Raw genomic sequence first — 25,806 nt, forward strand, 5'->3', positions numbered from 1 at the left:
GAAGCGGGGCTGACGCTCGATACCTTCGAGATCATGACCTACCGGTCGTTTGTTGGCGTTGTGGTGGTGGTGCTTGTGGGCGCGATGGCGGGCACGCTCAGCCAGGTGCGGCCAAGAGCGTTGCACATTCATCTGGGCCGAAACGTCTTTCACTTTGCCGGGCAGAACCTGTGGTTTTATGCGATGACGGTGATGCCGCTGGCGCAGGTGATCTCTATCGAATTTACCTCGCCGATCTGGGTGGTGGTGTTTGCGGCGCTGTTTCTGGGCGAGAAGTTCACAGCCGTAAAAGGGGTGACCGCCGTGATGGGCTTTATCGGGGTGTTGATGGTTGCCAAGCCCGATTTCAGGGTGGTTGATCCCGGCCTCGTGGCGGCGGCTCTGGCGGCGGTGGGCTTTGCGCTTTCGGCGGTGTTCACAAAGTTCCTGACCCGCACCGCGACCATCACCTGCATCCTGTTTTACCTCACAACCATGCAGGCGGTCTTTGGGCTCATCTGCGGATTTGCCGATGGGCACATGGCGTGGCCGCAGGGTCCGGCGCTGGCGATGGTGGGGGTGATCGGGCTGACCGGGCTTGGCGCGCATTTTTGCCTCACCCGCGCCCTGTCTCTCGCCCCGGCCTCTATTGTGATGCCGATGGATTTTGTGCGCCTGCCGGTGCTCGCCTTCCTTGGTTGGCTGATTTACAGCGAAGGGCTTGACCTTTGGGTGATCGCCGGGTCGGCGCTGATCCTCTCTGGCAACCTGATCAACCTGCGCGTCAGTGCCAAACCCCGCTGACTCGCCTTTACAGCGAACCACCCCTCTTGCGAAACACTGTGGGGTTTTCGCCACGGTTCTGGCGCCATTCCCCTGCATCTCAATGCTTTTGCACACTGACGCTGGGTAACAAATTGACGTGAAAACACCTCCTCGCGCACAGTATTCAACAGGGATGAATTTTTGGGGAGGAGACCCAGATGAATAAAGTTTTATGTGCCACTGCTGCGCTTCTGGCAACCACAGCCACAGTGCAGGCTGGCGGGATCGAACGGACAACGCAATCGCTGAGCTGGCTGTTTGAAACCGGCAGCTATGGTGAGTTTTCGTACAGCATGGTCGATGCGGATGTGTCGGGTGTGGTTTCGTTTGCGCCCAGCGTCAGCTCCAAGGATATGATTGCAAGTCACCGCACGGTGGGCTTTGCCTTCAAGACCGATCTCAACGAAAAGTTCTCGCTGGGTGTGGCCTATGAGCAGCCGTTTGGGGCGGATGTGTTTTACCCCACCGGCACCGGCTACCCCTATGCGGGCTCCCACGCCGATCTCAACGCGGATGAGATCAAGGCCGTGTTGCAATACAACGTTGATAGCAACTGGTCGGTCTATGGCGGTTTGCGCTTTCAGAACGTGAAAGGCGATGTCACCGTGCTGGCCCCCGGCGTCGATTACACGCTCGACGTGGCGATGAGCACCAAGCTTGGCTATCTCATCGGGGTCGCCTACGAGCGCCCCGAAATCGCCATGCGCATCGCGCTGACCTATAACTCGGCGATCAAGCACGAGTTCGATGCGACCGAGATTGGCATCCTGTCCACCAACTTCGAAACCGAGTTTCCCCAGTCGGTCAACCTTGAGGGGCAGACCGGCATCGCCGAGGGCACGCTGCTGATGGGCTCGGTGCGCTGGGTCAACTGGTCGGCCTTTGACATCACCCCCGATCTCTATTCCGATGGGGCGCCTGACGGAAACTTCGGCCCCCGCAGCCTTGTGGACTATGCCGACGACACCATCACCTATTCGCTGGGTGTGGCGCGCAGCTTCACCGATAACTTCGCCGGGATCGCCACGATCAGCTACGAAAAGTCGAACGGTGGCTTTTCGGGCAACCTTGGCCCCACCGACGGGCGCACCTCGATCGGGCTGGCCGGGCGCTACTCGGTTGGCAAGGCAACCATCACCGGCGGTGTGAACTATAGCTGGATCGGCGACGCAGAAACCGAAAATGCAGCGGCTCCCGGCACCACGCTGGGCGACTTCAGCGACAACACCGCCCTGGGTGTCGGCATCCGCGTTGGCTATACTTTCTGACCGCAGTCGCGCAACAGAGAGGGACAGGGAAAGGCCCCGGAGTTTGCGCTCCGGGGCCTTTTTTCATTCCGCAAGATCCGGGTCGCCGGGGCGGGTTGGCCGGGTTAGGAAAGCAGGATGACCCCGTCTCGTGATATCCCCGCCCGCGCATGGGCCGAACTGGCGCTTCTGGCCCTGCTCTGGGGCGGCTCGTTCCTGTCTATCCGGGTGGCGCTGGATGAGGTGAGCGTGCTGTCATCGGTCTGCCACCGGGTTGGCTGGGCGGCGCTGGTGCTCTGGGCGGTGGTGCTGCTCAGGGGGGAGGCGCTGCCGCGCGGCTGGCGGATATGGGGCAGTTTTGCGGTGATGGGGCTGTTGAACAACGTGCTGCCCTTCACGCTCATGGCCTGGGGGCAACTCACCATCGAGAGCGGGCTGACCTCTATCCTCAATGCGTTCACCGCTGTGGCCGGGGTGATCGTGGCGGCGCTGGTTTTCACCGATGAGCGGCTCACGGCGCGCCGGCTCACCGGGGTGCTGCTGGGCTTTGCCGGTGTTGTCGTCACCGTGGGGCCGGCGCTGCTGGCGGGGCTGTCGCTGCGCTCTCTGGCGCAATTGGCGGTGCTGGCGGGCACGCTATCCTATGCCTTCGCGGGGGCCTGGGCGCGCGCACGGCTCAAGGGCGTGTCGCCGCTGGTGGCCTCGGCGGGGATGCTCACCGGCTCCACCCTCATGTTGCTGCCCCTCACGCTGGTGCTGGAAGGCGGGATTGATCTGCCGAGCACCGGGCGCGGCGTGGCCGCGATTGCCTATTACGCGCTCGCCGCCACTGCCGCCGCCTACCTGCTTTACTACCGGGTGCTCGCCATGGCCGGGGCGGGCAACCTGCTGTTGGTGACGCTGCTCATTCCGCCGGTCGCCATTACCCTTGGCGCAGTGGTGCTGCACGAAGCGCTGCCGCCACGCGCCTATGCGGGCTTTGCGCTGCTGGCAGCGGGGCTTTTGCTGCTGGATGGGCGGCTTTTGCGCCGCAGGGCCGCACCGCCTGCCTGATTTCCCCTTTCCAAGCCGCCCCCGCACGGGATAACTGGGGCAAAACAAGGGGAAACCATGCTCTACGATACCGCGCAAGATTGGCTTGAGGCGCCTCGCAAGAAGGTGCTGCTGTTTGGCATGTCGGGCCTTGGCAAGACCCATCTGGCCAATATTCTGCGCAGTGCGGGCGACTGGTTTCACTACTCGGTGGATTACCGCATCGGCACCCGCTACATGGGCGAGCGCATCACCGATAACGCCAAGCGCGAGGCGATGCAGGTCCCCTTCCTGCGTGAGCTGCTGATGAGCGACAGCATCTACATCGGCTCCAACATCACCTTCCACAACCTCTCGCCGGTATCGACCTATCTTGGCAAACCCGGCAGCGCGGCCAAGGGCGGAATGGCGATGGAGCAATACCGCCGCCGCCAGGCGCAGTTCCGCGAAGCCGAGGAGAACGCCCTGCGCGATACCGCGTATTTCATCGAGCGGGCCGAAGCGCTTTATGGCTACCACAATTTCATCTGCGATACCGGCGGTTCCATCTGCGAATGGGTGGACGCCGAGGATGCCAACGATCCGCTGCTGCGCGAACTTTCGGCGCAAACCCTGATGGTGTGGCTCGAAGGCAGCGAGGCCCATACCGCCGAGCTGATCCGCCGGTTTGATGCCGCGCCCAAACCGATGGCCTACCAGCCCGAGTTTCTTGCCCGTGTGTGGCAGGAATATCTGAGCGACAACAACCTCAAGGAAGACGATGTTGATCCTGATGACTTCATCCGTTTCACCTATGCCCGCGCCCTCGCGCACCGCCAGCCCCGCTATGAGGCGATGGCGCGCAACTGGGGGGTGACCGTGCCCGCCGAAGAGGCAAAAGACGTGCAAACCGAGGCTGATTTCAACGCGCTGATCGCCCGCGCCCTTGAGCGGCGCGTCACAACGGCCTAAATCCGCTCTTCCAACCCAAACCGGACCAAAACACATGCCCATCACCCTGCCCTCCACCCTGCCCGCATTCGCCCAGCTTGAGCGCGAGGGTGTGATGGTGATGGGCGAGGACGCCGCCGAGCGGCAGGATATCCGGCGGCTGCGCATTGGCCTGCTCAACCTGATGCCCAAGAAAATCCAGACCGAAACGCAATTTGCCCGGCTGATCGGGGCAACGCCGCTTCATATTGATTTTCAGCTGCTGCGGATGAGCGAGCACGAGGCCAAGAACACCGCCGCCGAGCACATGGAAGCGTTCTACCGCCCCTTCGAGGAGGTTGAGGCCAGCGGTGAAAAGTTTGACGGCCTCATCATCACCGGCGCCCCGATCGAGCATTTGCCCTTCGAGGATGTCACCTATTGGGACGAGCTCACCCGCCTGATGGACTGGACCCAAAGCCACGTGCATTCCACCTTTGGGGTGTGCTGGGGCGGCATGGCGATGATCAATCACTTCCACGGCGTCAAGAAACACCTGCTCGATCACAAGCTGTTTGGTTGCTACCGCCACCAAAACCTGTCGCCCGCCTCGCCCTACCTGCGCGGCTTTTCCGATGATGTGCTGATCCCGGTCAGCCGCTGGACCGAGATGCGCGCCCCCGAAGTGAGCGCCGCGGGCCTTGATATCCTGATCGGCTCGGATGAGGTTGGCCCTTGCCTGGTGGAAGATGCCGCGCACCGAGCGCTCTATATCTTCAACCATTTCGAATATGACAGCGGCACTCTCAAGGAAGAATATGACCGGGATGTTGCCGCCGGAGGGCAGATCCCGGTGCCGGTAAATTACTACCCCGATGACGATCCTGCACGGCAACCCTTGAACCGGTGGCGTTCCCACGCACATCTGCTCTATGGAAACTGGATCAACCAAATCTACCAAACCACGCCGTTCGATATGGAAAAGATCGGCGCGTAAAATGCTCTGGGCCGCTGTTGCGCTTGGCACCGGGGCGCTTGTGCTCACCGGCTGCGTGGCTGTGCAACGCCAAAGTGCCGAGGCGGCGTTTGCGCCCCTCGGGCCGGTGGTGGAGGTTGCGGGCAAGCGGGTGCACTTCATTGATGAGGGGCCGCGCGGTGCGCCGGTGGTGGTTTTGATCCACGGCGCGGGCGGCAATTTGCGCGATTTCACCTTTGATCTGGTGGGCCGCCTTGAGGGCCGCTACCGGGTGATCGCGGTGGACCGCCCCGGCCATGGCTATACCGAGGCCTACGCCGGCGGCGCGACCCCCATGCAGCAGGCCCGCCTGTTTGATGCGCTGGCCGACAGGCTGAAGCTGAGCCGCGCGGTGGTGGTGGGCCACTCCTATGGCGGGGCGGTGGCCATGGCATGGGCGGTTGAAAACCCTGCCCGCGTGCGCGGCGTGGTTTCGCTGGCCGGGGCCACCATGCCGTTTGAGGGCAAGCTTGATCCCTATTACCGCGTCACCGGCGGCGCGGCCGGGGCCGTGGCGGTGCCGGTGATGACCAGCCTCGCGGGCGATGAGACCATCCGCAAGGCGCTTGATGGCATATTCCAGCCGCAAGATCCGCCCAAGGGCTACCTTGATTACATCGGCGCACCGCTGACCGTGCGCGCCAAGACCCTGCGCGCCAATGGCCAGCAGGTGCTGAAACTGAGCGAAGCACTGGAGGCACAATCAAAGGCCTATCCGGGGCTGACAACCGCGCTCGAAATCCTGCACGGCAGCGCCGATACCACCGTGGGCCTCGACATCCACTCGCGCCCCCTGTCAAAGCTGGTGGCGGGCGCAAATCTGACGGTGTTGAAAGGGGTTGGCCATATGCCGCAGCACGCAAACCCTGCCGCCACCGTCGCGGCGATTGATCGCGCCGTTGCCCGCGCCGGATTGCGCTAAGCGCTCACCCGGCCCATAATGACAAGGCCGATCACCAGCCGAGAAAGACCGCCCATGACCGCCCTGCCCTTTGACGGAGCCATCTCGCAGTTCTTCCATGAGGAAGCGCCCGACAAGGTGCGCGACGCGATCAAGGCCTCAGACGGCAAAACCATCCTTGAGGACTACCCCTACGACGAGCGGATGGACAAGGACGACTACGAGGAAACGCTCTACAGGTTGCAGATCGAGCTGGTGAAAATGCTGGCCTGGGTGCGGGAAAAGGGCGAGCGCGTGGCGGTGGTGTTCGAGGGGCGCGATGCGGCGGGCAAAGGCGGCTGCATCAAACGGGTGCGCGAGTTTCTCAACCCGCGGGCGGCGCGTGTGGTGGCGCTGTCAAAGCCGAGTGACCGCGAGGCCTCAAGCTGGTATTTCCAGCGCTACGTCGAGCAGCTCCCTGCCGCCGGTGAGTTCGTGATGTTTGACAGAAGCTGGTATAACCGCGCCGTGGTGGAAAAGGTCTTTGGCTTTGCCACCGACGAGCAGCGCACGCATTTTTTCCAGCAATTACCGCACTTTGAAGACCTGTTGCAAAGCGATGGCATCCATCTGGTCAAGCTCTGGCTCAACGTGGGGCGCGCCGAACAGCTGCGCCGCTTCCTGTCGCGCGAGGAAGACCCGCTGAAACAGTGGAAGCTGAGCTGGATCGATGTGGAGGGGCTGAAAAAGTGGGACGATTACTCCGAGGCGATCCGCGAAACCTTCAACCGCACCCATAACGTGGCCTCGCCCTGGGTGGTGATCCGCTCGGATGACAAGCGCCGCGCCCGCCTTGCCGCGATCCGCTCCATCCTCGGCCAGCTGGATTATGATGGCAAAGACCGCAAACTGGTGAGCGCGCCTGACCGGTTGATAAGCGGTGGGCCGGAAATCTGGGAAGACTGATGGCCCGCAAAGGCTACCACCACGGCAATCTGCGCCAGGCCCTGGTGGAGGCGGCCATTGCGCTGATCGAGGAGAAAGGCCCGCACGGCTTTACCCTCTCGGAAGCGGCAAAACTGGCGGGCGTGACGCCGGCGGCGGTCTATCGCCATTTTGAGGGGCGCGAAGACCTGCTGACAGAGGTGGCCAAACAGGGCTACGCGATCTTTGGCGACCTGATGGAGCACGCTTACGAAAGCGGCAAACCCTCGGCCATTGCCAGTTTCGAGGCCACGGGGCGGGCCTATCTGGCCTTTGCCCGCAAGTATTCCGGCTACTATCAGGCGATGTTCGAGGCCGGGCTGTCACTGGCGCGTGATCCGGATCTTGCGCAGGGGGCTGCTCGTGCGCAGGCCACGCTCGAGCGCGCCGCCGCCGGGCTGGCGGAGCGCTTGCCAGCCGATCGCCGCCCCCCCGCCGCGATGTTCTCAGCCCATATCTGGGCGATGTCGCATGGGGTGGTAGAGCTTTTTGCACGCGGCAGCCCCGGAACCCGCGCCCCCTTCCCGCCCGAAGAACTGCTGGAAACCGGCATTGGCATCTACCTGCGCGGCCTGGGCCTTGTTGCGCCAGATGAGTAGCGCATTCCAATAGAGCGCCCGCGGCGCATGCCATTTTTGATTTTGGATATTTTCTTGTTGAAAATACCCAGATCCAACGCCTGCCGCCCTAGCCGCCGCCGATCAATATGCCCGCCGCCAGCACCAGCGCCCCGCCCAGCACCACCTGCATCGCGGCGCGCCAGAACGGGGTTTCCATATAGCGGTTCTGGATCCAGGCAATTGCCCAGAGTTCAACGAAAACCACGATGAGCGCGATGATGGTCGCGGTCCAGAAATGCGGGATCAGGTAGGGCAGCGCGTGGCCCAGCCCGCCAAGGGCTGTCATCACTCCCGAGGCGACGCCGCGCTTCCAGGGCGCGCCCCGCCCGGAAAGCTGGCCATCGTCCGAGGCGGCCTCGGTGAAGCCCATCGAGATGCCCGCGCCGATGGAGGCGGCGAGGCCAACGAGGAAGGTGGTCCACGGGTCTTGCGTGGCGAAGGCGGTGGCGAAGATCGGTGCGAGGGTCGACACAGAGCCATCCATCAGGCCTGCCAGCCCCGGTTGCACCCAGGTGAGCACGAACTGGCGATGCGCCGAGACATCCTCTTCTTCGCGGGCCGCATCGCTCAGGTGCTTGTCTTCCAGCGATGTGGCCAGTTTCTCGTGGCCCGCTTCGGCGGCGGCCAGATCCCCCAGCAATGTGCGGGTTTTGGCATCGGTGGTGCGCTGGGCGGCCAGCCGGTAAAAATGCTCGGCTTGGCGCTCCATGTCGGCGGCCAGCCCGCGCATCTTTTCGAGCGGCAGGTTTTCGGCCAGCCACACCGGGCGGCGGGCGTAGTAGCCCGACACATGCTCGCGCCGGATCAGCGGAATCACATCGCCAAATTGCTCTTGATGGCGCGCGATGAGGCGGCGGCGGTGCTCATCTTCCTCATCGGCCATTTCGTTGAACATGGCAGCGGTGCTGGCAAACTCATCGTCGCGCAGCCGTGCGGCAAAGCCACGGTAGATCCGCGCGTCATCTTCCTCAGAAGAGATGGCGAGCGCCAGCACCTCTTGCTCGGTCAGGTCGGAAAAGCGTTTGCGGTTGCTGAACAGGTATCTCATGGCGGTGAGATTAGCGTTTTTTGCCCCCGCCGCCAGCGCTCAATTTGCCGCGCTTCAGCCGCCGTTTCTGTCAAACACGATGGAATGCGCATAAGCGCCCCAATCGCCCGTTGTTACACCACCCGCCCGCGAGCCGCTGTAGGAGGGGAGGCCCGGCACCCGCAGCACCCGCACCTCGCCGCCGGCCGCACCGATCACCCCGGCGTGGAAAGCTGCGGCGCAGATGTTGCTGTCGGCGGTATAAGGCCCGGTGCCCCAGACATCGCGTTTTTTGGACGCATCACCGGGGCAATAGCAGGATTGCGCCTCGGTGCCCGTGGGCAGGGTTGTGCACGCTGCCAGAGCAGAGGCGCTGGGCTTTGGGAAGCTGATCGACTGGGCAAAGCTGCCCCAATCGCGGGTGATGACCCCATTGGCCTCTGATCCGCTGTAGCTGGCCTGCCCCGCCACGGTGGTGAGGCGCACCATGCCGCCGGTTTCTGTGATCACCCCGGCGTGGCGCGCAGCGGTGCATATGTTGCTATCTGCGGTGTAAGGCCCCGAGCCCCATACCGAGCCGGGCGCGGCCTTTTGCGGGCAAAAACAACTCCAATCTGATTTCTCGGTGGTGTAGGCGCTGCACAGCGGGGCGGCGGATTCAGCCCAGAGGGGTGCGCCAAGAACGCAAGAGAAGGCACTGATCGCAATGATCTTTTTCATGTTATAGCTCCGGTAAAATGGCTCGTAAAAAATATGTCGTGCAACCAATCTACCCCCAACGCGCTCATTGGCAAAGCACCTTGAAATGCGCCCACCCAAAGCCTATATTCACCCTGTCTCGGCAACGGGACTATGGACATAAACGCGCTCGTAATACGCGGATCGGACCCGGGGGCGGTACCCGGCGACTCCACCAAACATCCTTTATTGGAGGATCATGGGGTCGAAACAGGATCGACGAACGTCTAAAGGGGTTAGCTTTGTCTCGGCTGGGTGCCACCGTATCGGCCCGAAAAAGTACAATTGCCAATAACAATCGTGCTCCGGTCGCTCTTGCCGCTTAAGCGGTACGAATGATCGATCTTTAAGTCCTTGCCTCTAGCCAGGTAAGGCGGGGTTCGCAGGCACCTGGCAACAGAAGCCTGCACTTACTCCCCCCTCGCCTAAGGTGCCATTTCGCCATCAGCCTGCTTGCGCTCATGGCCGCGCAGGCAAACAGCCCTGTGCCATTTCGCCCTCGCATTCACGCCCGAATCCCTTATGCTGGCCCTATCGAAAACGGGAAACGTGAGGCTTGGGCGTGACAGAGATCGACTACGGCAGGATGATGCATCGGGCGATGCGCAGTCTTATCCGTGAAGTGCTCTCCGAGGTGGCAGCCTCGGGATTGCCCGGCCAGCACCACTTTTTCATCACCTTCGACACCCACGCCGAGGGCGTCGACATCGCCGATTGGCTGCGCGAACGCTACCCCGATGAGATGACGGTGGTGATGCAGCACTGGTTTGATGATCTTGAGGTCACCGATCAGGGCTTCAGCGTGACCCTCAACTTTGGCGATGCGCCTGAGCGGCTGGTCATCCCCTATGACGCGATCCAAACCTTCGTTGACCCCTCGGTTGAATTTGGCCTGCGGTTTGAAAGCCACGACGCGGACGATGACGAAGAAGACGGCACCATTGAAGAGATCGAGCCCGCCCCGATGGATGAAAACGCCGAGCCGGATGAAAAGGCCGAAGCCGAGGTTGTGAGCCTTGACAGCTTCCGCAAATAGCGCGGCCTGACCGCCCCTTTTACGGCTCTCGCCCCCACTCATCTGCGGCGTTTGCGCTAACCGACCATTGATATCTCCGCCCCTTTAGGTATGTCTCGCACGACAATAACGCAAAGGGGCGCATCCATGGCCGACACCCGCACCGAGTCCGATAGTTTCGGGCCGCTTGAAGTTCCATCCGACAAGTATTGGGGTGCGCAAACGCAGCGCTCGATCATCAACTTCCCGATTGGCTGGGAAAAGCAGCCCATCGCCATTGTGCGCGCGCTTGGCGTGATCAAGCAGGCCTGCGCGAAGGCCAACAAGGACAACGGCAAGCTCGACGCAAAGCTGGCCGATGCGATCATTGAGGCGGCAAGCGAGGTTGTGGCCGGCAAGTTTGATGACAACTTCCCCCTCGTCGTGTGGCAAACCGGCTCGGGCACCCAATCCAACATGAACGCCAACGAGGTGATCGCCAACCGCGCGATCGAAATCCTTGGCGGCGTGATCGGCTCCAAAGACCCAGTGCACCCGAATGACCATTGCAACATGGGCCAAAGCTCGAATGACACCTTCCCAACGGCGATGCATATTTCCACCGCGATGACCGCACGCGATGTGCTGCTGCCGGGCCTCGAAAAGCTGCACGCGGCGCTGCAAAAGAAGGTTGAGGCGTTTGACGGCATCATCAAGATTGGCCGCACCCATACCCAAGACGCCACACCGCTGACACTCAGCCAGGAGTTTTCAGGCTACACCCATCAGGTGGCCATGGGCATCCAGCGGGTGAAAGACGCGCTGGGCCGCATTTATGAGCTGGCCCAAGGCGGCACCGCCGTGGGAACCGGCCTCAACACCGTAAAGGGCTGGGACACGCAGGTTGCCGCGAACATGGCCGAAATCACCGGCCTGCCCTTCATCACCGCGCCCAACAAGTTCGAAGCGCTGGCCGCCCATGACGCCATGGTCGAAATGTCGGGCGCGCTCAAAACCGTGGCCGTGTCGTTGTTCAAGATCGCCAATGACATCCGCCTGCTCGGGTCCGGCCCGCGCTGTGGCCTCGGTGAGTTGGTGCTGCCCGAGAACGAGCCGGGCAGTTCGATCATGCCCGGCAAGGTGAACCCCACCCAATGTGAGGCGCTCACACAGGTTTGCGCGCAGGTCATGGGCAATGACGCCGCTGTGGGTTTTGCCGGATCGCAGGGCCATTTTGAGCTGAACGTCTATAAGCCGATGATGGCTTATAACGTGCTGCAATCCATGCAGCTTTTGGGCGATGCAGCCTCGGCCTTCACCGATAATCTGGTGGACGGGCTGGAAGCAGACCGCGACCGGATCGAAAAGCTGATGCGTGAATCGCTGATGCTGGTCACGGCTCTGGCCCCCGAAATTGGCTATGACAACGCCACCAAGGTTGCCAAGACCGCGCATAAAAACAAAACCACCCTCAAGGAAGAGGCCATCGCGCTCGGCTTTGTCGATGCCGAAACCTTTGATCGTGTGGTGCGCCCTGAAAATATGGTTGGCCCGAAGTGAGCCAAAAGCCGGTCAATCTGAACCGGTTTCGCAAAACCAAGGCACGGGCCGATGAAAAGGCCCGCGCCAACCAGAATGCCGCCTTCCACGGGCTGACCAAGGCCCAAAAGGCCGCCGCCCGCGCCGAGGCCGAGCGCGCCGCCACAGCGCAAGACGCAAAGCAGCGCGACCCCAAGCAATAGCAGATAAACCCCCGGTTTCACTGGCATAAATACCACAGCTTCCGGGCGCGGCAGGCACCCCGGCCTGCCTGCCACATTTTCGCCACATTTCGCCTTGATTCTGCCATCAGACCCGGAAAACCGGGCGAAAAACGAGGCAGTCGCGGGGCCTACCCCTGCGGATACGGAGACGGGTATGGGGACAAATCTGGCACGACCAGACGGGGCGAAGCTTGCCGATTTTCAGGATGATCTGAACAGCTTTACCGGGAACAACATCATTCAAATCGGACCGCTCGCCAAGGCTTATGTGGCCAGGGACATCCAGGAGCTGCTCCCCTATTCGCGCCGCATCCGGCAGGCCGCACGGCCCCATTTGCGCAGCTTCAACGAGGCCCCCGATGCCGGCGTCTGGATGGAGAGCGCGGTGGCCGCAACCGCCCGTGTGCTCACCCCCGAAGGCGCGGTGCCCGCAGGCCAGCTTGGCCTTGGCGACATGGTGGAAACCAAGGACCACGGCGCCCAGCCGATCAGGTGGATCGGGCAAACCCGCCTCACCCGCGCGCAGCTTTCCGAGCGCCCTGCCCTTTGCCCGGTGCGGATAAAGGCAGGCCTTGTTGATGGCACCTACCCGCGCACCGATATGGAAATCTCGCCCTCTGCCGGGATCGTCATGCGCTCAAATCGCAACCGGACGGACGAACGCCTTGTGCAGGCCGCCGCGCTCACCCGGCGTGACGGGTTTTGCAAGTCTATCCCGCGCCACGGCATCACCTATGTGCAGCTTTTGCTGGAGCATCACGCGGTGCTCATGGTTGAAGGGCTGGAGATGGAAAGCTTCCACCCCGGCAACCTGCGCCCCAACAAGGCCGATGCGGCAATGTGGTCAGAGGTCATGGGCGCGATGCCCGATCTGGAGCATGATCTGGTGGGCTATGGCCCGCGCGTGCGCCCCGATCTTTCAGACCGCGCCCGCCCCTAAGCCATGGCCCGGCCGGAAAAGCACTCACTCACGCTGGCCGGGCACCGCACGTCGGTGTCCCTTGAGCCCGAGTTTTGGTTGGCCTTCCGTGACCTCGCCGCGCAAAACAATAAAACAATCAATGCCTTGGCGGCCGAAATTGATGCAGATCGCGGGCTTGACCGCGGCCTCGCCTCCGCCATCCGCGTTTATGTGCTGCAAGAGCTTCAAAGCCGCTTGGCGGGCGAGATCAACGGCGGCTGACCTTCAGCCAGATCCCATCCTTGGCGCGCACCGTCAAATGCGCCACCGGCTGCGGCTCACGCCCCTCAACCCGCTCAAACCGGAAGGCCCGCGCCAGCATCCCCAGCAGCAGCGGCCCCTCAACCATCGCAAACCCTGCCCCCGGACACACCCGCGAGCCTGCGGAAAACGGGAAATAGGCATCGCGCGCCGAGGAGCGCCCCTCATCCGTGCTCCAGCGATCCGGGTCAAACCCATCGGGGTTGCTCCAAAGCCGCTCATGGCGCTGCACATGCCAGGGCGACAGCACCACCTGCCCGCCGGGCTTTACATCGCGGTTGCGAAACCGCTCGGGCTTTTTGTTCTGGCGCACCATCATTGGCACCGGCGGGTAAAGCCGAAGGGTTTCACGAAACACATCGCGCGTGAACTTCAGCTTGGAAACCTCTGAGAAGGTGGGGCTTTCTCCCAAAACCGCTGTCGCTTCCGCCGCCACGCGCTCTTGCACATCAGGGTATAGCGCCAGCATGTAAAACGCCCAGGCTAGCGCCGAGGCCGAGGTTTCATGCCCCGCCAAAAAGAAGATCGCCACCTGATCAACCATCTCTTCGGTATCAAACCGCTCCCCGGTTTCGGGATCAGTCGCCTGCATGATCTTGGTCGCCAGATCACGGGGCGCGGTGCCTGCCTTGATCGCCTCGGCCCGCGCGGCTGTGAGCTGGGTGATCAACCCGCGAATGGCCTTGGCGGTGCGCTTCACCTCCCCCCGGTGAAAGCGCGGCAGCCAGCGCGGCAGCGGCAGAAAAGCGGCGATGTTCAGGATCGGCTGGGCGCGTTGGTAGGCGCGAAACTCCTGAAACACCTGCGCCGCGATTTCATGTTCGATCGGGATCGAGAACAGCGTACGAAAGATCACATCCGCCGCCGCATGAGAGCTTGCCGCCTCAACCTCCAGCACCCCCTCGCCAATCCGCTGAACCGCCGCCTCTGCGGCCTCCCGCATGGCCGGGAAGGTCTCTTTGATGCGCCCCCCTTCAAAGGCCGGGTCGATGATGCGGCGCTGGCGTTTCCAGACCGTGCCGTTGGTGACGAAAACCGAGTTGCCAAGCAGCGGGGCCAGCCCCTCGCGCACCCGATCAGACTTGGGGAAATCATCTGGCCGGTCCTTCAGCACCAGATCAATCAACGCAGGCTCGTTCACCAGGTAGCTGCGAAAGAACGGCGTGCGAAACTCGGCCATTTTTGCGCGGTAAAGCTTGGCCGGTTGCGCCGATAAAATATCCTGCCGAAACAGGCGGATATAGTTCAACAGGGTCGTTTTTTCCGCCCGCGCCGGGGGTTTGGGCGGCAACGCGCGCATGGGGCATTCAGGCGGGGCGCGATCCGGCATCATGCGGCCTCCTTGCGGGAGGTGTAGCGCGAGGCGGGGGTTTCGATCCGGCTTTTTGAGGGGCCGCGTTTGGCGTAGCGATCAGCCAGCGTGAGCGGGCCTGCGGTGATTTGGAAATAGTCGTAATCACGCGGGCGATCAAAGGCGCAGAGGTATTGAAAATGCAGCCGGAAGAAGCGCCGCTTCAGCGCCTTCCAGCGCTCCGGGCTGAGGGTGGCGCTGAACGCGGCTGAAAACACCAGCGGCCAGCGTTTGCCGCTTTCCGGGGCCACGCCCGTTACGGCGACCGGATCACAAAGCGCAAAGGCGCAGCCATCGCCCGGTGCGGTCACATCGACCCATGTGAATTGATCCCACTGGCACAGATCATGCAGATCGGCCCGCAGGCGGTGCGCATCGGGCAAGAAAGACACCATCGGCACCACATGCCCCAGCGTAAGAAACCCCAGCGCAGGCCCGTCCTTGCGCTGCCAGCCCTGGCGCATGATATCGGCAAGGATCGACACGCCCAAATGCGCGCCAGAGCTATGGCCAACCACCAGCACCTCATCCACATCGGTGCGCAGCGCCTCGTTGATCACGCTGCGAAACTCGGCCATCCGCGCCTCAAGCTCGGGCGGGTTGGCGCCCCTGTGGCGGGCCGAATAGGCATAATCATGCATCAGGTAATAGGCAAAAAACTTCGAGTCCCGCTGGCGAAACCAGCTCAACACGCCCCAGGCCACCCCGGCACCGAGCAGCAGTTGCACCAGCGTGGTTGTCACCCCCAGCGGGATCGGCAGCACCAACAAAGGCCCCCCCCACCCCACCAGCCGCGCCACGCCATAGCCAAGCGCCAGCGCCAGCAGCAGTTGCGCCAGCAAAAAGACGATCGGGTAAAGCGCGGCAATGATCGGCCCCTTGCGCAAACGTGCCAGCCGAAACAGCGCGCCAGAGCCGATATAAGCCCAGGTCGTGCGCACCAGCATGGCGTAGGTGGCCGGGATCGAGGGGTTCATCGAGTTCTTCACGATGTCAGACCAGAGCAGCACATCTATCTGTGCTTCGCTCTCCTGCCCATCAATCCGGGAATGGACCTTCCAGGCAAACGGCCCCTGCCCCTTGATCGCTTCTTGCGAAATTTCATAGCCTGAAATCTGCGCCTGCGCCGCGCTCTCCTTGCGGTAAAGCTCGCGGTAGCGCCGCGGGTGAAACGGGTCATAGCCGGGGATATAGATCACCCGGCGCTGTTTCACTTGGGTAGGCATCTGCTCGTCAACCATGGCTTATCCTCGCCGTTCCCGCCGCCATAGCAAGGGATTTGGGCAGAATTTGGGAGACCTGCGCGCAAATGCCCTCGGTCAGCCGATCATCGCGAGGCCGGGGAACAGCTCCAGCAGCCAGTAGGAGAAATCGGTGAAGCCGCCGGTGAGCATCATCAGCCCCACGGTCCAGAGCAGCAGCCCCATGATCCGCTCGATCCGCTGCATGTGCCGCTTCATCCACCCCATGAAGCCCTTGAGGCGCGGGAAAAAAGCGGCCACCAGCAGGAACGGCAGCCCAAGGCCAAGGGCATAGATCGCCAGCAGCACCGTGCCCCGGCCCACCTCGCCCTCCTGGCCCGCGAGCGAGAGCAGCGCGCCAAGGATCGGGCCAAGGCAAGGGGTCCAGCCGAAGGCGAAGGCAAGGCCAAGGATATAGGCCCCAAGCGCCGAGCCGCCCTTGTCTCCCGCATCAATCCGCGCCTCGCGGTTGAGGAAAGGGATGGTGATGACGCCAAGGAAATGCGCGCCAAAGATCATCACAAGGATGCCCGCCCCGGCGGTGAACCACTCACGATAAAGCAGGAACATTCCGCCAAGCGCCGAGGCCGCCGCCCCGAGGATGAGGAACACCGTCGAAAGGCCGAGCACAAAGAACACCGCCGACAGGAACACCCGCCCCCGCGCGGCGCTGGAAGCCTCCATCTCGGTCACCGAAACCCCGCCCATATAGGCCAGAAACGGTGGAACAATCGGCAGCACACAGGGGCTGACGAAGGAGATCAGCCCCGCAAGCAGCGCGATTCCCATGGCCGGCAAAAGCGCGGCGTCAACGATTTCGATCCCAAACATGACAGGATGTGTAGGCGCAGCGCAGGCCGCGTAAAAGCCCAAATCGCCTCACAAAACCGTGGTGCATTGGCGCGGGCGGGCCGCTATGGCCCGCAGGCACCGGCTGCGCTAAAGGAGAGGCATGGAACACGATAGCGAACTTGATGCGCTGGGGCTGCTCTGCCCCCTGCCGGTGCTGAAAACGCGCAAGGCCTTGCAGCGGCTTGAGACCGGCCAGGTGATCCGCGTGCTCACCGACGATCCCGCCGCGCTGATCGACATGCCGCATTTTTGCGCCGAGGCCGGGCATGAGCTGCTCGCCCAGAAAGAGGCGGATGCGGCGGTGATCTGGTATCTGCGCAAAGGATAAGGGCGCAGCCTTGCGGCCACGCCCTTCCCTGTTTCATCGTCCTGTCGCCGGATCAGCGACCGAGTGACCACCAGCCCTTGCGCTTGGGCTTGGCCGGATCTTCCGGCTTGGCCTCAGGCTCAGGCTCTGGCGCGGCTTCTGCGGTTTCCAACGCAGGTTCCGGCTCCGGCTCTGGTGCGGCTTCCGGCTCCGGCTCTGGCGTGGGCTCCGGCGCGGCTTCGGCTTCGGCTTTAGCAGGTTCCGGGGCCTCAACCGGGGGCGTCTCGGCAACCGCCTCCGGGGTGGCCTCTGCGCTTTCTTCACCCTTTGGCTCATCACCCTTAGCCTCTTCGGCCGGGGCCTCATCGGCCTTTTTACGGCTGCGACGGCGGCGCTTTGGCTTTTCTTCGGCCACGGGCTCTTCAGCCGGAGCGTCCTGGGCGCTGGCATCAGCCTCGGTTGTCTCACCTTCGTTGGCCTCAGCCGCTACCGCTTCGCCCTCATCGGTCTTCTTGCGGCGGCTGCGACGGCGGCGTTTGGGCTTTTCTTCGCCCACGGCTTCGCTGCCCGGCTCGGCTTGCGCGTCTGCTGGGGCCTCTGCCCCCTCAGCCTGCGCCTCGGCTGAGCCATTGCTCTCGCCCGCTGTGTCCTGACCGTTCTCTTCATTCTGGCCTTCGCCATTACCGCCCCGACGCCGACGACGCCGACGGCGCTTGCGGCGCGGCTTGTCCTCACCGTCCTCGTCGCCACCATTGGGCTGGGCTTCGGCCTCACTCTCCTGCGCCTGAACCTCCTCTTCCTCTTCCTCGAAGTCGGGCATGTCGGAGGTGTCGATCGAGATCACCGGCGCGGTGACTTCACTGACGGTGCGCGTAGCGGTCTTGAACTTTTCAAGGCTGAACTCGGGCGAGATCATATGTGGATCGGCCTCAAGGCGCACCGACAGCCCGTAGCGGGCCTCGATCTGCGCAATGTGCTCGCGCTTGTTGTTGATCAGGAAGTTGATCACGCTGCTTGGCGCTTTCAGCAGCACTTCGCGGCTTTTGCGGCGGGTGCCTTCCTCCTCGATCTGGCGCAGCACGGCGAGGCCGATGCTATCATCCGAGCGCAGCAGGCCGGTGCCGTGGCAGGCCGGGCATGGCTGCGTGGTGGCCTCCAACATGCCGGGGCGCAGGCGCTGGCGGCTCATCTCCATCAGGCCAAAGCCCGAGATGCGGCCTACCTGAATGCGGGCGCGATCCGTCTTGAGGCGATCCTTGAAGCGCTTTTCCACGGCGGCGTTGTTGCGGCGCTCTTCCATGTCGATGAAGTCGATCACGATGAGGCCGGCAAGGTCACGCAGGCGCAACTGGCGGGCCACCTCTTCGGCGGCCTCCAGGTTGGTTTTCAGCGCGGTTTCCTCGATCGAGCCTTCCTTGGTGGCGCGGCCCGAGTTCACATCAATGGCGACCAGCGCCTCGGTGATGCCGATCACGATATAGCCGCCCGATTTGAGCTGCACGGTCGGGTTGAACATCGCCGCGAGGTAGCTTTCCACCTGGTAGCGGGCAAACAGCGGCAGGCCTTCGTCATACAGTTTCACGTTCTTGGCGTGAGACGGCATGATCATCTTCATGAAGTCCTTGGCGGTGCGATAGCCCATCTCGCCTTCCACCCAAACCTCATCAATCTCCTTGGAATAGAGATCGCGGATCGAGCGTTTGATAAGGTTGCCCTCTTCATAGATCGGCGCGGGCGCGGTGCTTTTGAGGGTAAGCTCGCGGATCTGCTCCCAGAGGCGCTTGAGGTATTCGTAATCGCGTTTGATCTCGGTCTTGGTGCGCTTGGCCCCCGCCGTGCGCACGATCAGGCCCGCGCCTTGCGGCACATCGATTTCCTGCGCGATCTCTTTCAGCTTCTTGCGGTCGGCAGCATTGGTGATCTTGCGCGAAATGCCACCCCCACGCGCGGTGTTGGGCATCAGCACGCAGTAGCGGCCAGCGAGGCTGAGGTAGGTGGTAAGCGCCGCACCCTTGTTGCCACGCTCTTCCTTGACGACCTGCACCAGAAGGATCTGGCGGACCTTTACGACCTCCTGGATCTTGTAGCGCTTGGGGCGCGGTTTGCGCGGCTGGCGGATCTCTTCCTGCACGTCCTCCTCGGCGACCGACTCGATGTCTTCATCGCGTTCGGCGGCGCTGGGGGGCGTGTCTTCCTCGTCGTCGCTTTCGGCTTCACCTTCGGCGTCCACCTCAGCTTCTGCGGGGGCTTCTGCGGCCTCGGCAGGGGCGTCGGCTTCCGGCGTTTCGCCACCAGTCGCGTCGGCATCAGCACCGTGCGCCTCGCCCTCGGGGGCCTCAACCGCCGCCTCAGGCTCTGGTGTCACCGCATCGGTTTCAGCGGCGTCAGCCTGCGTTTCGGCCTCGCCTTCGGTGAGGTCAACGACCTCCATCCCTTCAACTTCCCGCGTCTCCACCGCATCGCCGGTGTCAGACCGTTTGGCGCTGCTGCGGCGGCGTCGACGGGGCTTTTTCGGGGCTTCGTCTTCCTCGGCCTGTGCGGCGGCATAGGCGCGTTCTTCTTCGAGCAGCGCCAGGCGGTCAGCAACCGGGATCTGGTAGTAATCCGGGTGGATCTCCGAGAAGGCCAGAAAGCCGTGGCGATTGCCGCCGTAATCTACAAAAGCCGCCTGGAGCGAAGGCTCCACACGGGTTACTTTCGCGAGGTATATATTGCCAGCCAGCTGGCGCTTGTTAACTGTTTCAAAGTCGAACTCATCGACCCTGTTTCCATCGACCACCACAACGCGCGTTTCCTCGGCGTGGGTGGCATCGATAAGCATTTTCTTTGCCATTTGAACTCATTGCACGACGAAGCTCACCCGCCCCAGGGGGTGCGAGTGAGGGATGGCCGTGTCTGGATAGGGCGAATGCGTGGGTGGCAGCACAGGTCAGGGGGCGGCACATTGCCGTCCCTCTTGCCTGACCGTCACATCTCACGCGTTGCATCGCGGTTTGTCTCCGACACCCCGTTATAGGTGGGATGCCATTTAAAAGGCCCGGCGCCCGACCATTTGTGGCCAAAGAGCACCAAGGGCTGTCTACATGGACCCTGCAAAGGGCCATATTCATTGCATCAGGGGTGTCGGGTCTTTCTCCACGGGTCACCGCCCGAAAAATCCATCCGGCCCTCAGGGCGCAGCATCGCGCCAGCGGGCCGTCTTTCCTACATAAGGGACAGTTGGGGACAATTACAACGTGAAACTGCCGCCACCGCTTGCGCGGCCCTTCTGCGGGCGGGGCACCGGCCTTTGGCGAGGCCGCGGCGAGCGCCTCAACCACAGGGCGAATGCCCTCTGTTTGCAGGTCCCATGGCCGCAGCGGCGCGGCGCACAGGAACAAGCCGCCCGTCTACTGTTAGCGTTCATCGGCAAGGTGAAAAAACACCGGATCAGGCGAAGGTAGCCCCCCGGCCCCTCTGGTGAACACGCCCGCTACAGCCCTCAGCCGCAGCGGGCGGGTATATCAGCCGTTAAGATAATCCGAGCGTTGCAGCCCGTATTTCGCCATCTTCTCGTTCAGCGTGCGGCGCGGCAGGCAAAGCTCTTCCATCACCGCGACGATAGATCCCTTGTGGCGGCGCATCGTGTTGTCGATCAACATCCGCTCAAAGGCTTCCACATATTCTTTCAGCGGCTTGCCTTCGGTCGTCATCACCGGCTGCACCTCTTCGGTGTCTGTCATCAGCAGGCTGGCGATGGTGCCCGAGCCACGGCGGCTTTGCAGCACCGCGCGTTCGGCGATGTTAATGAGCTGGCGCACGTTGCCCTGCCAGGGGGCCTGCAAAAGCTGCGCCGCCTCCTGGGCCGAAACCGCAGGCGCTTCGCAGCCGTATTCCTCGGCAAATTGCTCGCTGAGCCGGGTGAACAGCAGCAGGATATCCTCACCGCGCTGGCGCAACGGCGGCAGGGTGATCTTCATCGCGGCAAGGCGATAGTAGAGATCGGGGCGCAGCACATCCTCGCAGGTTTTGCCCTGCTCTTGCAGGTTGCTCACCGCCACGATCCGAGTTTCCGCCGGCGTGCCCTGATCGTTGATAAACTGCACCAAACGGGCCTGAAGCGCCGGGCTGAGCGCCTCGATATCCTCAAGGCAAAGCGTGCCGCCACGGGCCTGCTCCACCAGCGGCAGGCGGCCCGCTTCGGGGGCACCATCAAAGAGCTGCGCCGACAGTTCAGCTTCATCAAAGGCGGCGCAGGAGAGGATCATGAACTCCTTGTTGGCCCGTGGCCCAACCGCATGCAGCGCATGGGCGGTCAGCGTTTTGCCGGTGCCGGTTTCACCGTCAATCAGCACATGGCCATCGGCCTGGCCCAGATCGAGGATATCCTCGCGCAGCCGCTCCATCACCGGCGAGGTGCCGATGAGCTTTTTCATGATGGTGGTGCCACCGCCCAGCTCGCGGCGCAACGTGCGCGCATCAAGGCTCATCCGGCGGCGCTGGGTGGCGCGCTTGACCAGCAGCGTCAGCCCATCGGGCTTGAACGGTTTTTCAAGAAAGTCGAACGCCCCCACCCGCATCGCCTCAACCGCCATCGGCACATCGCCATGCCCGGTGATCATGATGACCGGCAACGCCGAATCCTGCGCCATCAGCTTTTTCAGCAGCGCCATCCCATCCATGCCCGGCATCCGGATATCCGAAACAACGGCACCGGGATAATCTGGCCCGATGCCCTTAAGCGCATCCTCTGCGCAGGCGTATGTTTCGGTTTCGAAGCCCGACAGCGCCAGCCATTGGCTGATGGATTGGCGCATGTCTTGTTCGTCATCGATGATAGCAATTTTCATAGACCTGGCCATTGTTTGTGTGTCTTTCTTCATCCTGCCCTACTCTGCTGCCGTGGCCCTCTGCGGGTGCATCATCGGCAGCCTGATCTCAAAAACGGCCCCACCGCTGCGCCCGTTGCGCGCGGTGAGCCGCCCGCCCAACTCGTTGATGATCCCCGAGGAGATGGCAAGCCCCAAGCCAACCCCATCCCCCGGAGCCTTGGTGGTGTAAAACGGCTCAAACAGGTTATCGAGGTCGTCGATCCCATGGCCATTGTCGCGCAGGGACAGCACCGCCTGATCGCCCGCGCTGAGGATCAATTCCAACGCCGGTTCTTCCACCTCACGGGTGGCATCCAGCGCGTTTCGAAAGAGGTTCACCAGCACCTGCTCAACCCGCAGCTTATCGGCCGCCACCATCACCGGCCCCACCGGAACCGAGCGGCTGATCTGCACATGACGGCCACGCAGTTGCGGCTCCATCATGGTGAGCGCCGCACTGATCGCATCCCTTAAATCAAAGGGCTCAAACGCCTCTTCCCCCTTGCGCGCATAGCTCTTGAGCTGCCGGGTGATCGCCCCCATCCGGCCAATCAAATCGTCGATCCGCTGGAACGAGGAAAGCGCCTCGATCGGGCGCTTGCGCTCCAGCAAAAGCCGCGCGCCGGCAAGGTAGGTGCGCATCGCCGCAAGCGGCTGGTTCAACTCATGCGAAACCGAGGCCGACATCTCCCCAAGGGCGGCCAGTTTCGAGCTTTGCGCAAGCGTCTGTTCGGCCACTTCAAGGTTGCGTTCGGCCTTCTCGCGCTCGGCAATTTCCCGCTGTAGCCTGATATTCAACTGGCGAAGCTTCGCCGATTCCTCTTGCGCCGCCTGTCGCTCGCTGCGCGCCTTGCGCGACAAAAACCAGAACGAGCCCGCCAGCAGCAGCGCAAACCCCATGATCTCCAGCGCCAGCACCCCGTTCACCCGCTCGCGCACCGAGCTGTAGGCGGTGAAGCTGGTCAATCGCCAGCCGCGAAAGGGGATTCGCGCATCCGAGCGCATCACCGCCTCGCCAAAGAGGTAGGCATCCGGATCACTGATCGGCCAGTCGGCCGCCGAGCGGATCGCCGAGGGCGCGCTTTCCTGCGCCAGCGCATCCGCCACCGTGTGGCCGCGCCAGCGCGGCTCGGTCGACAAGATCACCTGCCCGGTCGAATCCGTCACCAGAACCGCCTCGAACAGCCCCCGCCATTGGGTTTCAAACTTGCCAAGATCGACCTCAACCACGATCACCCCCACCCCGCGCCCGTCATGGCGGATGAGGCGCGAATAGGCAAATTCCATCGCCCCGGTTTCGAGCGTATGCACGGTAAACACCGTATCACTGGCCCGCTGCGCATCTACAAAATAGGCCGCAGAGCTGTGTTGCGAGCCAAGCAAGGGGCGGTCGGTGGCGGCCACGGCGCGGCCATCGGTATCCAGCATCAGGATCGACTTGGCGCCGATCTCGTCACGAAACTCGATCAACCGCTGCGAGGAGGATTTGAAATCCGAGGTGTTGAGCGCCGCAATCAGCACCGGGTCGCGCGACAGCAACAGTGGCACCACCGAGTTGCGCTGAAGCTCCGAGATGATGTTGCCCTGGTTCAGCAACAGCCGCTGTTCAGCCCGGTTGCGAGTGCTCTCGGTGAAGCGCAGTGTGAGGTAATAATTGGTGAGATACACCGTCACCCCGGCCCCAAGCAGCACCGCCACCCAAGCCAGCCGAAACAGCCAGCCACGCCATTGGCGCAAGATCGCTCGAACCCAAGTCATTGCCCCAGTTTACTGCGCCGCCGGACCCATGGCCAGCGCGGCCCGCGCCGCCTCTCCAAAAGCTGAGGGCAGTCCCTTGAAGCTGCCCCACACATTGGGCTTTTTCATGCTTATTTCAATAGCTTGCAGCGCGAGGCTCACGTCACGCAGAAACCAGCGCCTTGGCCATCCCGCTAAACATCGCCTGCCCATCGGTGCCGCCATGCTCCGGGTCAACCGCCCGTTCGGGGTGCGGCATCATCCCCAGCACCCGATGGTTTTCTGAAAGCACCCCGGCAATATCGGCCATCGAGCCATTGGGATTGTCGGTATAGCGAAACGCCACCCTATTCTCGGCTTCCAGCGCGGCCAGAACCTCGGGCGCGGCGTTGTAATTGCCATCGTGGTGGGCGACCGGGATCATCAGATCCTGACCCAACGCATAGGCATCGGTGAAGGGGCTCTCAACCGAGGCAACCGTCAGCCCCACGTTGCGGCACACAAATTTCAACCCCGCGTTGCGCATCAGCACGCCGGGCAACAGGCCGGTCTCGCAAAGCACCTGAAAGCCGTTGCAAATCCCCAGCACATAGCCCCCCGCCCTGGCATGGCTCACCACCGAGCGGCAGATCGGCGAGTTGGCGGCAATCGCGCCGCAGCGCAGGTAGTCCCCAAAGGAAAACCCGCCGGGAATGCCCACCACATCCAAGCCCGAAGGCAGCGCAGTATCCTTGTGCCAAACACGGGTCACATCAAACCCGGCCGCCTCAAAGGCAACCGCAAGATCACGGTCGCAGTTCGAACCGGGAAAGGTGATGACAGCAGCTTTCATGGGCGTCTCTCCTGATGCGCGCCGCCCTCCCCGGCGATGACGCGCCGAGGCGTCAGCCGAAAGCCGGAAGAGCCGCCGCGCGGGCCTCACATATGGATGGCGTAGCTTTCGATCACGGTGTTGGCGAGCAGCTTTTCGCACATTGCCTTCACCTCGTCCTCGCTGGTGCCATCGGCCAGATCAAGCTCGATGACCTTGCCCTGGCGCGCACCTTCAACGCCCTCAAAGCCAAGCGCGCCAAGCGCATGACGCACCGCCTCGCCCTGCGGGTCCAGCACGCCCGTCTTCAGCATTACATCCACACGAACCTTCATCGCGTCTTGTCCCCTCAGTTGATCAGCGTCGGCTTGTCCGGCGTGGCGTGGCCATTGCCGGGCAGCACCTTGAGGCGGCGCGCCACCTCGGTATAAGCGTCGGTCAGGTTGCCAAGGTCGCGGCGAAACACGTCCTTGTCCAGCTTCTGGCCGGTCTGGATATCCCACAAACGGCAGCTGTCGGGCGAGATCTCATCGGCCACGATCAGCCGCATGAACTCATTGTCCCAAACCCGGCCCACCTCGATCTTGAAGTCCACCAGCTTGATCCCCACACCATACATCACCCCGGCCATGTAATCATTGACCCGCAGCGCCAGCGCAACGATATCGTCAAGGTCCTGCTGGGTCGCCCAGCCAAAGGCGATGATGTATTCCTCAGGCACCAGCGGATCGCCCAAAGCGTCATCCTTGTAGGAAAACTCGATGATCGGGCGGGGCAGTTGCATCCCCTCTTCCAGACCCAGCCGCTTGGCCATCGACCCGGCGGCAAAGTTGCGCACGATCACTTCCAGCGGCACAATCTCCACCGCACGGATCAACTGTTCGCGCATATTGATACGCTTCAAGAAATGCGTCGGCACCCCAATGTTGTTCAGCCCGGTCATGAAAAACTCGGACAGGCGGTTGTTCAGCACACCCTTGCCCTCGATCGTCGCCTTCTTTTCGGCGTTGAAGGCGGTGGCATCATCCTTGAAATACTGCACCAGCGTGCCGGGCTCCGGGCCCTCATACAGGATCTTGGCCTTGCCTTCATATACCAGCTTGCGACGTGCCATGGGGTGCCTTCGATTGCGCCGGACGCGCCGGGCCCCGATGGGCGGCGCTTGATCCTTGTTCGCGCTATAGTGCAAGGGCGCAAGCGGGGCAAGCGAGCCGTGCCCCCAGGGCGGTGTGGCGCGGGCAAACCACACAGCCTGCCTGCTTTTGCGCCAGGTTCAGTGGGGCTTTGCTTCCCCGTCCGCGCCGGATAGGTTCGCCCGCAAAAGCCAAACCCACCGGAAGGCCCAAGATGTCTGACAACTTCGCCGTGCTCGATTTCGCACTTCTGGGGGCAACGCCACAGCAGGTGGCCGAGGCACTCATC

The 25,806-nt window shown here is 62.7% G+C and carries 26 protein-coding genes and 1 other RNA gene; 15 read left to right on the forward strand and 12 right to left on the reverse strand.

Annotated elements, in window-relative coordinates:
- From P1U55_RS11165 to P1U55_RS11200, 8 genes are all read left to right on the forward strand, one after another.
- On the forward strand, window positions 1-783 hold a 783-nt coding region (locus P1U55_RS11165), incomplete at its 5' end, for a DMT family transporter (RefSeq protein WP_301047658.1).
- A gap of 179 nt (window positions 784-962) precedes the next feature.
- Entirely contained in the window at window positions 963-2,072 is a 1,110-nt protein-coding gene (locus P1U55_RS11170; protein ID WP_301047659.1) for an outer membrane protein transport protein, read from the forward strand.
- Between the two features lie 117 nt (window positions 2,073-2,189).
- Complete coding sequence (locus P1U55_RS11175; RefSeq protein WP_301047660.1) at window positions 2,190-3,104, forward strand: DMT family transporter; 915 nt, start codon at window positions 2,190-2,192, stop codon at window positions 3,102-3,104.
- Window positions 3,105-3,161: 57 nt separating this feature from the next.
- Entirely contained in the window at window positions 3,162-4,034 is an 873-nt protein-coding gene (locus P1U55_RS11180) for an ATPase (RefSeq protein ID WP_301047661.1), read from the forward strand.
- A 34-nt stretch (window positions 4,035-4,068) separates the two neighbouring features.
- Window positions 4,069-4,989, forward strand: a complete 921-nt coding sequence (gene metA, locus P1U55_RS11185) for a homoserine O-succinyltransferase (RefSeq protein WP_301047662.1) — start codon at window positions 4,069-4,071, stop codon at window positions 4,987-4,989.
- A 1-nt stretch (window position 4,990) separates the two neighbouring features.
- Window positions 4,991-5,929, forward strand: coding sequence for an alpha/beta fold hydrolase (locus tag P1U55_RS11190; RefSeq protein WP_301047663.1), 939 nt, complete (start codon window positions 4,991-4,993; stop codon window positions 5,927-5,929).
- A 54-nt stretch (window positions 5,930-5,983) separates the two neighbouring features.
- Entirely contained in the window at window positions 5,984-6,853 is an 870-nt protein-coding gene (gene ppk2 / locus P1U55_RS11195) for a polyphosphate kinase 2 (RefSeq protein WP_301047664.1), read from the forward strand.
- Window positions 6,853-7,470: a TetR/AcrR family transcriptional regulator gene (locus P1U55_RS11200; protein WP_301047665.1), complete on the forward strand. Its 618-nt coding sequence runs from the start codon at window positions 6,853-6,855 to the stop codon at window positions 7,468-7,470. Before ppk2 ends, P1U55_RS11200 begins: the two co-directional genes overlap by 1 nt.
- Window positions 7,471-7,558: 88 nt before the next feature.
- Here P1U55_RS11200 and mbfA read toward each other — a convergent pair whose 3' ends face one another.
- Together mbfA and P1U55_RS11210 are read right to left on the reverse strand one after the other, a co-directional pair.
- A complete protein-coding gene (gene mbfA / locus P1U55_RS11205; RefSeq protein ID WP_301047666.1) occupies window positions 7,559-8,539 on the reverse strand; it encodes an iron exporter MbfA in 981 nt (326 codons plus the stop codon).
- A gap of 54 nt (window positions 8,540-8,593) precedes the next feature.
- Window positions 8,594-9,238, reverse strand: coding sequence for an LCCL domain-containing protein (locus tag P1U55_RS11210; RefSeq protein ID WP_301047667.1), 645 nt, complete (start codon window positions 9,236-9,238; stop codon window positions 8,594-8,596).
- Window positions 9,239-9,314: 76 nt separating this feature from the next.
- Between P1U55_RS11210 and ssrA the strand changes: the two genes are divergently transcribed.
- The 6 genes from ssrA to P1U55_RS11240 all read left to right on the forward strand — a co-directional run bounded on the left by ssrA (window position 9,315) and on the right by P1U55_RS11240 (window position 13,196).
- Window positions 9,315-9,667: a transfer-messenger RNA gene (gene ssrA, locus P1U55_RS11215) on the forward strand.
- A 175-nt stretch (window positions 9,668-9,842) separates the two neighbouring features.
- Entirely contained in the window at window positions 9,843-10,292 is a 450-nt protein-coding gene (locus P1U55_RS11220) for a ClpXP protease specificity-enhancing factor SspB (protein ID WP_301047687.1), read from the forward strand.
- A 126-nt stretch (window positions 10,293-10,418) separates the two neighbouring features.
- Window positions 10,419-11,810 carry a class II fumarate hydratase gene (gene fumC / locus P1U55_RS11225; RefSeq protein WP_301047668.1) on the forward strand — a complete coding sequence of 464 codons (1,392 nt, stop codon included), beginning with the start codon at window positions 10,419-10,421 and terminating at the stop codon, window positions 11,808-11,810.
- A complete protein-coding gene (locus tag P1U55_RS11230) occupies window positions 11,807-11,992 on the forward strand; it encodes a DUF4169 family protein (RefSeq protein WP_301047669.1) in 186 nt (61 codons plus the stop codon). The genes fumC and P1U55_RS11230 overlap by 4 nt, the downstream gene beginning before the upstream one ends.
- Before the next feature lie 175 nt (window positions 11,993-12,167).
- A complete protein-coding gene (locus tag P1U55_RS11235; RefSeq protein ID WP_301047670.1) occupies window positions 12,168-12,953 on the forward strand; it encodes a Hint domain-containing protein in 786 nt (261 codons plus the stop codon).
- Window positions 12,954-12,956: 3 nt separating this feature from the next.
- Entirely contained in the window at window positions 12,957-13,196 is a 240-nt protein-coding gene (locus P1U55_RS11240; protein WP_301047671.1) for a ribbon-helix-helix domain-containing protein, read from the forward strand.
- Here P1U55_RS11240 and P1U55_RS11245 read toward each other — a convergent pair.
- The 3 genes from P1U55_RS11245 to P1U55_RS11255 form a co-directional block, all read right to left on the reverse strand.
- On the reverse strand, window positions 13,183-14,565 hold the full coding sequence (locus P1U55_RS11245) for a cytochrome P450 (RefSeq protein ID WP_301047672.1): 1,383 nt from the start codon (window positions 14,563-14,565) through the stop codon (window positions 13,183-13,185). The genes P1U55_RS11240 and P1U55_RS11245 overlap by 14 nt on opposite strands.
- The gene (locus tag P1U55_RS11250; protein ID WP_301047673.1) at window positions 14,565-15,827 is read right to left on the reverse strand and encodes a hypothetical protein; all 1,263 of its coding nucleotides are present in this window, start codon (window positions 15,825-15,827) and stop codon (window positions 14,565-14,567) included. Before P1U55_RS11250 ends, P1U55_RS11245 begins: the two co-directional genes overlap by 1 nt.
- 78 nt (window positions 15,828-15,905) lie before the next feature.
- Window positions 15,906-16,658: a cytochrome c biogenesis protein CcdA gene (locus P1U55_RS11255; RefSeq protein ID WP_301047674.1), complete on the reverse strand. Its 753-nt coding sequence runs from the start codon at window positions 16,656-16,658 to the stop codon at window positions 15,906-15,908.
- A 121-nt stretch (window positions 16,659-16,779) separates the two neighbouring features.
- Here P1U55_RS11255 and P1U55_RS11260 point away from each other — a divergent pair, with 121 nt between their 5' ends.
- Complete coding sequence (locus P1U55_RS11260; RefSeq protein ID WP_301047675.1) at window positions 16,780-17,007, forward strand: sulfurtransferase TusA family protein; 228 nt, start codon at window positions 16,780-16,782, stop codon at window positions 17,005-17,007.
- Between the two features lie 52 nt (window positions 17,008-17,059).
- Here P1U55_RS11260 and P1U55_RS11265 read toward each other — a convergent pair whose 3' ends face one another.
- From P1U55_RS11265 to purC, 7 genes are all read right to left on the reverse strand, one after another.
- Window positions 17,060-19,819, reverse strand: a complete 2,760-nt coding sequence (locus P1U55_RS11265; protein ID WP_301047676.1) for an Rne/Rng family ribonuclease — start codon at window positions 19,817-19,819, stop codon at window positions 17,060-17,062.
- Between the two features lie 670 nt (window positions 19,820-20,489).
- Window positions 20,490-21,827, reverse strand: a complete 1,338-nt coding sequence (locus tag P1U55_RS11270; protein WP_301047688.1) for a sigma-54 dependent transcriptional regulator — start codon at window positions 21,825-21,827, stop codon at window positions 20,490-20,492.
- Window positions 21,828-21,854: 27 nt separating this feature from the next.
- The gene (locus P1U55_RS11275; protein ID WP_301047677.1) at window positions 21,855-23,594 is read right to left on the reverse strand and encodes an ATP-binding protein; all 1,740 of its coding nucleotides are present in this window, start codon (window positions 23,592-23,594) and stop codon (window positions 21,855-21,857) included.
- Between the two features lie 9 nt (window positions 23,595-23,603).
- The gene (locus P1U55_RS11280) at window positions 23,604-23,735 is read right to left on the reverse strand and encodes a hypothetical protein (protein WP_301047678.1); all 132 of its coding nucleotides are present in this window, start codon (window positions 23,733-23,735) and stop codon (window positions 23,604-23,606) included.
- 1 nt (window position 23,736) lies between these two features.
- Complete coding sequence (gene purQ / locus P1U55_RS11285) at window positions 23,737-24,405, reverse strand: phosphoribosylformylglycinamidine synthase subunit PurQ (protein ID WP_301047679.1); 669 nt, start codon at window positions 24,403-24,405, stop codon at window positions 23,737-23,739.
- A gap of 86 nt (window positions 24,406-24,491) precedes the next feature.
- Window positions 24,492-24,719 carry a phosphoribosylformylglycinamidine synthase subunit PurS gene (gene purS / locus P1U55_RS11290; protein WP_301047680.1) on the reverse strand — a complete coding sequence of 76 codons (228 nt, stop codon included), beginning with the start codon at window positions 24,717-24,719 and terminating at the stop codon, window positions 24,492-24,494.
- A 14-nt stretch (window positions 24,720-24,733) separates the two neighbouring features.
- Window positions 24,734-25,498 (reverse strand): phosphoribosylaminoimidazolesuccinocarboxamide synthase, encoded by a 765-nt coding sequence (gene purC, locus P1U55_RS11295; protein ID WP_301047681.1) that lies wholly within the window; start codon window positions 25,496-25,498, stop codon window positions 24,734-24,736.
- Window positions 25,499-25,806: the final 308 nt, after the last annotated feature.

Source organism: Vannielia sp. (assembly GCF_029212645.1).
GTDB lineage: Bacteria > Pseudomonadota > Alphaproteobacteria > Rhodobacterales > Rhodobacteraceae > Vannielia.